Consider the following 5243-nt stretch of genomic DNA (forward strand, 5'->3'; position numbering starts at 1 on the left):
GGCAGGTCAATCCATCATGTCTACTCGATTTCCGTATTTTGGGTTGCCGTCTGCGTATTGGCAGTCTAGTGTCTAGCTACTTCATTATGAAAAATAGTACGGATAGACACCTTGCGCTTCAGCATTAGTTTGTTACTTATGCGTCGGTTGTTACTGGCGCTTGTTGCAGGCCTGGGGTAGGGTAGGCGCATTTTTCTCATGGTCGTCAAGTGGTAACGATAGGCGACAACGTATTCAGAGCATGGGCGATAGCGCCTGAGCATTAGGAAAGTGGAGCACTATGGGCAAGTCACTGGTCATCGTCGAGTCGCCTGCGAAAGCGAAGACGATCAATAAGTATCTCGGCAACGATTTCATCGTAAAGTCGAGCGTGGGTCACATCCGTGACCTGCCGACCAGCGGCTCAGGTAAGGCAGCCTCCGACCCGAAGGAGCGCGCTCGCCAGGCTGCGGCAACACGCAAGATGTCGGCGGAAGAGAAAGCAGAGTACAAAAAACGTAAGGCTCATGATCAGTTAATTCGGCGGATGGGCATCGACCCGGATAACGGCTGGGAAGCGCGCTATGAGGTGCTCCCGGGTAAAGAAAAAGTCGTCGCTGAATTAAAGAAGCTGGCTGAAAAAGCTGATGCTGTTTATCTCGCAACGGATTTGGACCGCGAAGGGGAAGCAATTGCCTGGCATTTGCGCGAGACAATTGGTGGTGATAACAGTCGCTATAAGCGCGTTGTATTTAATGAAATAACCAAAAATGCCATTCAGGATGCGTTTAAATCGCCAGGGGCGCTAAATATTCCCCGGGTGGAAGCGCAGCAGGCGCGCCGCTTCTTGGACCGCGTTGTTGGTTTTATGCTTTCACCGTTGCTGTGGGCCAAGATTGCCAGGGGCTTATCAGCAGGTCGTGTTCAATCTGTTGCGGTTCGCCTGATCGTTGAGCGTGAACGAGAAATTCGTGCGTTTATTCCTGAAGAGTTTTGGGATGTCCATGCAGATCTCGCTTCCCCGGATGGCGAGCTGGTTAGATTTGCGTTGGTGCGTCAGGATGGTAAGCCCTTCCGTCCTACCTCCGAAAAGGACACGCTTGCACGTATTGAGCAACTGCGCAAAGCCAAGCTTGCGATTACCTCCCGTGAAGACAAGCCGACAAGCTCTAAGCCTACCGCGCCGTTTATTACCTCAACATTGCAGCAGGCTGCTAGTGGCCGGTTAGGGTTCTCTGTTAAGAAAACCATGACCATGGCTCAGCGTCTCTATGAGGCCGGTTACATTACCTACATGCGTACCGACTCCACCAATCTTTCAAAGGATGCGGTAGAGAGTGTTCGCTCGTTTATTGGTGATGAGTACGGTGCACGCTATTTACCAGACTCTGCTAACCGTTACAGCAGCAAGGAGAGCGCCCAAGAAGCCCACGAGGCGATCAGGCCCTCTAGCGTTGAGCGCAAGGCCAGTGACCTCTCTGGAATGGAGCGTGATGCAGAGCGTCTCTACGAGCTGATTTGGCGTCAATTTGTGGCCTGTCAGATGACGCCTGCTGAGTACCTTTCCAGCACGCTGAGTGTTGAAGTTGATGGCTACGACTTGCGCGCCAAAGGGCGAGTGCTCAAGTTTGATGGTTACACGCGGGTGATGAAGCCATCAGGTAAAAATGAAGACCAAAGCCTGCCTGATTTGCCGAAGGGCACGGCAATGGCGCTTGAAAAGCTTGATCCCCAGCAGCACTTTACTAAACCGGCCCCGCGTTATACGGAAGCCAGCTTAGTAAAAGAGCTCGAGAAGCAGGGCATTGGCCGTCCTTCTACCTATGCTGCCATCATTTCCACGATTCAGGATCGTGGTTACGTGAAGCTAGAAAGTCGCCGTTTTTATGCTGAAAAATTGGGTGATATTGTCACCGAACGGCTGAAAGAGTCTTTCCCCGATTTGATGGATTATTCGTTCACGGCTCGAATGGAAGATAGCCTGGATGAAGTTGCGGAAGGTGAGCGTAACTGGCAAGCCTTGCTGGATGCTTTCTATGGTGAATTCAGCCAGGAGCTTAGCAAAGCCGAAAGCGACGAAGGAATGCGCCCTAATCAGCCGGTTCCTACGGATATTGATTGCCCAAGCTGCGGTCGCAAAATGCAAATTCGGACGGCTTCCACCGGTGTGTTCTTGGGTTGCAGTGGTTATAACTTACCGCCCAAAGAGCGCTGTAAAACCACCATTGATTTAATTCCTGGTGAAGAAGCTGTTGCAGAAGATGCAGGCGAAGAAGCAGAAACCAACGCACTCCGTGCCAAGCGTCGTTGCCAGAAGTGCGGAACGGCCATGGATAACTATCTCATCGATGAGGGTCGCAAACTGCATATTTGCGGCAATAGCCCTGATTGTGATGGTTATGAGGTGGAAGCGGGCAAGTTCAAAATCAAAGGCTACGACGGCCCCATTATCGAATGCGATAAGTGTGGTTCTGAGATGCAGCTTAAGTCAGGTCGATTCGGCAAATATTTCGGCTGCACCAACAGCGAGTGTAAAAACACCCGCAAGTTGCTTCGTAGTGGTGAAGTGGCACCGCCCAAAATGGACCCCATTCCCATGCCGGAACTGGCCTGCCAAAAGGTAGAAGATCACTACGTGCTGCGTGATGGTGCCAGCGGCTTGTTCTTAGCGGCCAGCAAGTTCCCTAAAAACCGTGAAACACGTCCGCCGCTGGTCAAAGAGCTAAAAGCCCACGCCGACGAACTGCCGGAAAAGTATCACTTTATCTTAAAGGCGCCCAGCGAAGACCCGGATGGCCGTCCTGCACAAATTCGCTACTCACGGAAAAATAAAGAGCAGTACGTGATGACCGATGAAGAAGGCAAAGCAACCGGCTGGAAAGCCACGTTTGAGGCGGGTAAATGGCACGTGGAGGATAAGCGCAAGTGAGTCCGCGTTCTCGTACCAACCAACTGCTTTATCAAGCTGAGCTTTTGGTTGGTCTTCCAGCAGGTAATGACGAGCATGCTCAGGCTCGTCAAATGGCGATTGAAGAGAGTGCCTTGGCGCTCTTTGAGCTGGCATTAAACTCGCTGCTCAAAGAGGTGACCGAGCATGCGCGTCTTAACGAGCATGGCTGGCAAGTGCTCCTTAATGAGAAGGGTCCTGCCGTTGCTGAGCTGCAGCGCTTAAGAGATATGCTGCAGCAGCCGGATAGCTGGTTGCACTGGCTGGTGGGGAAAATTGAGAAGCTGCACAGTGACGAGGGGGCAAGTAAGCGCGCAGTGCAGAACCCCTCAATGATCGCTGTCGGCAGCCAGGTGAGTGTTGCTGAGCAGCTGTTAACTAACCTTCATGCTGCAAAACGCGATATTGCAGCGCTACGTGAAACTAGCCAAGAGTGGTAGTTATAACGTCAAACGTATTGCCTAGAGAGAGTGAGTCGCAAGAGGAGATATAGATGCGCTATAACCAAGTCAAAGACTTCGTTGAATGGGCCGCGGATTACCATGGGCGCATGGCGCGTCAGTATCGTGCCGCAGCCGATTCAAGTGACCATCAACGTCTTGCCATGGCGTTAACGTATTTAGCCGATAGCGAACTCCGGATGAAGACGGGGCTAGAGGCGCTTTTTAGTGATGGCTTTAATCATAAAGAAGTGTTGGAAATATGGTTTGATGATCCTAATGACTTTCCTCAGCCTCCAGTGCTTGAGGCGCTTGCGCAACAAACGATAGCAGACTCAATTGATGAACTAACTCGCGTAGCGGTTGAGTCGCATCGCAAGCTACAGGACCTCTATGAGCACCGTGCATCACGGGCAAAAATAGAGCCAGAGGAAACTTTTTTTAACGCTTTGGCAGAGGGACATCATGCTGAAGCGCGTAAGCTAGTAGCGAGTATGCAAGAATTCGAAGATCTCTAAGCGGGTATTTGAAGTGATTTAGCTACCGTTTAATAAGGGCGCGGTTGGCATATTGGCGCGCTGGCTTATTATTTGGCTTTTTTGAAAGCACTGACATTTGGTGTGAGAATAAGGTATAACAACCGCCACAAATGCTTTGTTGGCTGGTGATGCTGGCCTATATAGAGAACGATAATGATGCCTGTAAACCGTCGCCGTTTTTTAGCGTTGGCGCTGGGCTGGCCTGCTGTGGCCAGTGCAGCGACTTCCGGTAGCTTAAATAATTATGAGCCCACAGATCTGGTTGAGACGCTGCTTTCGCGTGCGAGTATCCCGCGTCACAGCAATGAACTATGGGTGTTAATTGATGATAAAGACGCCACGTTGAGTGTCTACCGTGGTAATGCGTTGGTTGAGCACTACGCGCCCATATCCCTTGGGCGAGGTGGGGCGAAAACCCAGCGGGTTCGCGGTGATAACGTGACACCGCTCGGCGAGTTTCGAATTAATCGATTTAATTACGAAAGTCAGTGGCATATCTTTATTGGTATCGATTATCCTACGCCACCTCATGCGAGGATGGCGCTCGAAAAAGGCATTTACTCCCAAGCGGATTATGATGCTTATTTTGATCACTATCAGCGCCACGGCTCACCACCGCAGAATACGGCATTAGGCGGTGCCATTGGTATACATGGTATTGGTGAGGGTGATCCAGATATTCATGGCCGGTTCCATTGGACTCAGGGTTGTGTTGCTGTCACCAACGAGCAAATTGAGCGCGTTGCGTCGCTGGTAGGTGTTGGCACTCGCGTAGTGATCCGATAGGCTATGCTGTTGAAGGAAGTTAAAGGTTTTAAATACGTGGCTATAGACAACCGCTGTGGTCTATTATAAAACAGCGTTTGACTTGCGTGCATTGGTGTAATGCCATGGTACAAGTCGCTGTAAAGAACCTGCACCGCAGGTAGACAAAATTGAGCTAACGCTTTAGCCTTAAATTTGTCATACCCTTAACGTTGTACCCAAGGAAGACTCAAGGAGAACATTATGACTCTGAAGACTGCTCTGAAGATGACTGCCGCTGCCGCTTCACTGGCAATCCTGGCTGGCTGTGCTTCTACCAGCGCCCTGGAAGAAGTTCGCATGACTGCTGAATCTGCACAGGCTGATGCCGCAGAAGCACGCAGCATGGCTTCACAAGCAATGAACACTGCTAACCAAGCTCAGCGCGATGCGCAAGCTGCTCTGCAGATGTCTCAGCAGAACCGTGAAGAAATGAACCGCATGTTCCAGCGTTCCATGCAGAAGTAATTCTGCCTGGGCTCTAAGTGTTAAAACTTAGGGTTGCTGTAGATGTAAAAAAACCCCGCCTCGGCG

General features: G+C 51.0%; 5 protein-coding genes. All 5 read left to right on the top strand.

The features are described 5' to 3' along the window. Window positions 1–280: 280 nt before the first annotated feature. The 5 genes from topA to INT22_RS03005 all read left to right on the top strand — a co-directional run bounded on the left by topA (window position 281) and on the right by INT22_RS03005 (window position 5177). Entirely contained in the window at window positions 281–2908 is a 2628-nt protein-coding gene (gene topA, locus INT22_RS02985; protein WP_038483622.1) for a type I DNA topoisomerase, read from the top strand. Then, on the top strand, window positions 2905–3366 hold the full coding sequence (locus INT22_RS02990; protein ID WP_193067658.1) for a DUF6586 family protein: 462 nt from the start codon (window positions 2905–2907) through the stop codon (window positions 3364–3366). Before topA ends, INT22_RS02990 begins: the two co-directional genes overlap by 4 nt. A gap of 53 nt (window positions 3367–3419) precedes the next feature. After that, window positions 3420–3884 (top strand): 2-hydroxyacyl-CoA dehydratase, encoded by a 465-nt coding sequence (locus INT22_RS02995; RefSeq protein ID WP_193060132.1) that lies wholly within the window; start codon window positions 3420–3422, stop codon window positions 3882–3884. Between the two features lie 174 nt (window positions 3885–4058). Then, window positions 4059–4691 carry a L,D-transpeptidase family protein gene (locus tag INT22_RS03000; protein WP_193060133.1) on the top strand — a complete coding sequence of 211 codons (633 nt, stop codon included), beginning with the start codon at window positions 4059–4061 and terminating at the stop codon, window positions 4689–4691. 222 nt (window positions 4692–4913) lie between these two features. Further along, window positions 4914–5177, top strand: coding sequence for an Lpp/OprI family alanine-zipper lipoprotein (locus tag INT22_RS03005; protein ID WP_009723517.1), 264 nt, complete (start codon window positions 4914–4916; stop codon window positions 5175–5177). Window positions 5178–5243 lie beyond the last annotated feature (66 nt).

It is taken from the genome of Halomonas sp. 3D7M, from assembly GCF_014897885.1.
Taxonomy (GTDB): domain Bacteria; phylum Pseudomonadota; class Gammaproteobacteria; order Pseudomonadales; family Halomonadaceae; genus Vreelandella.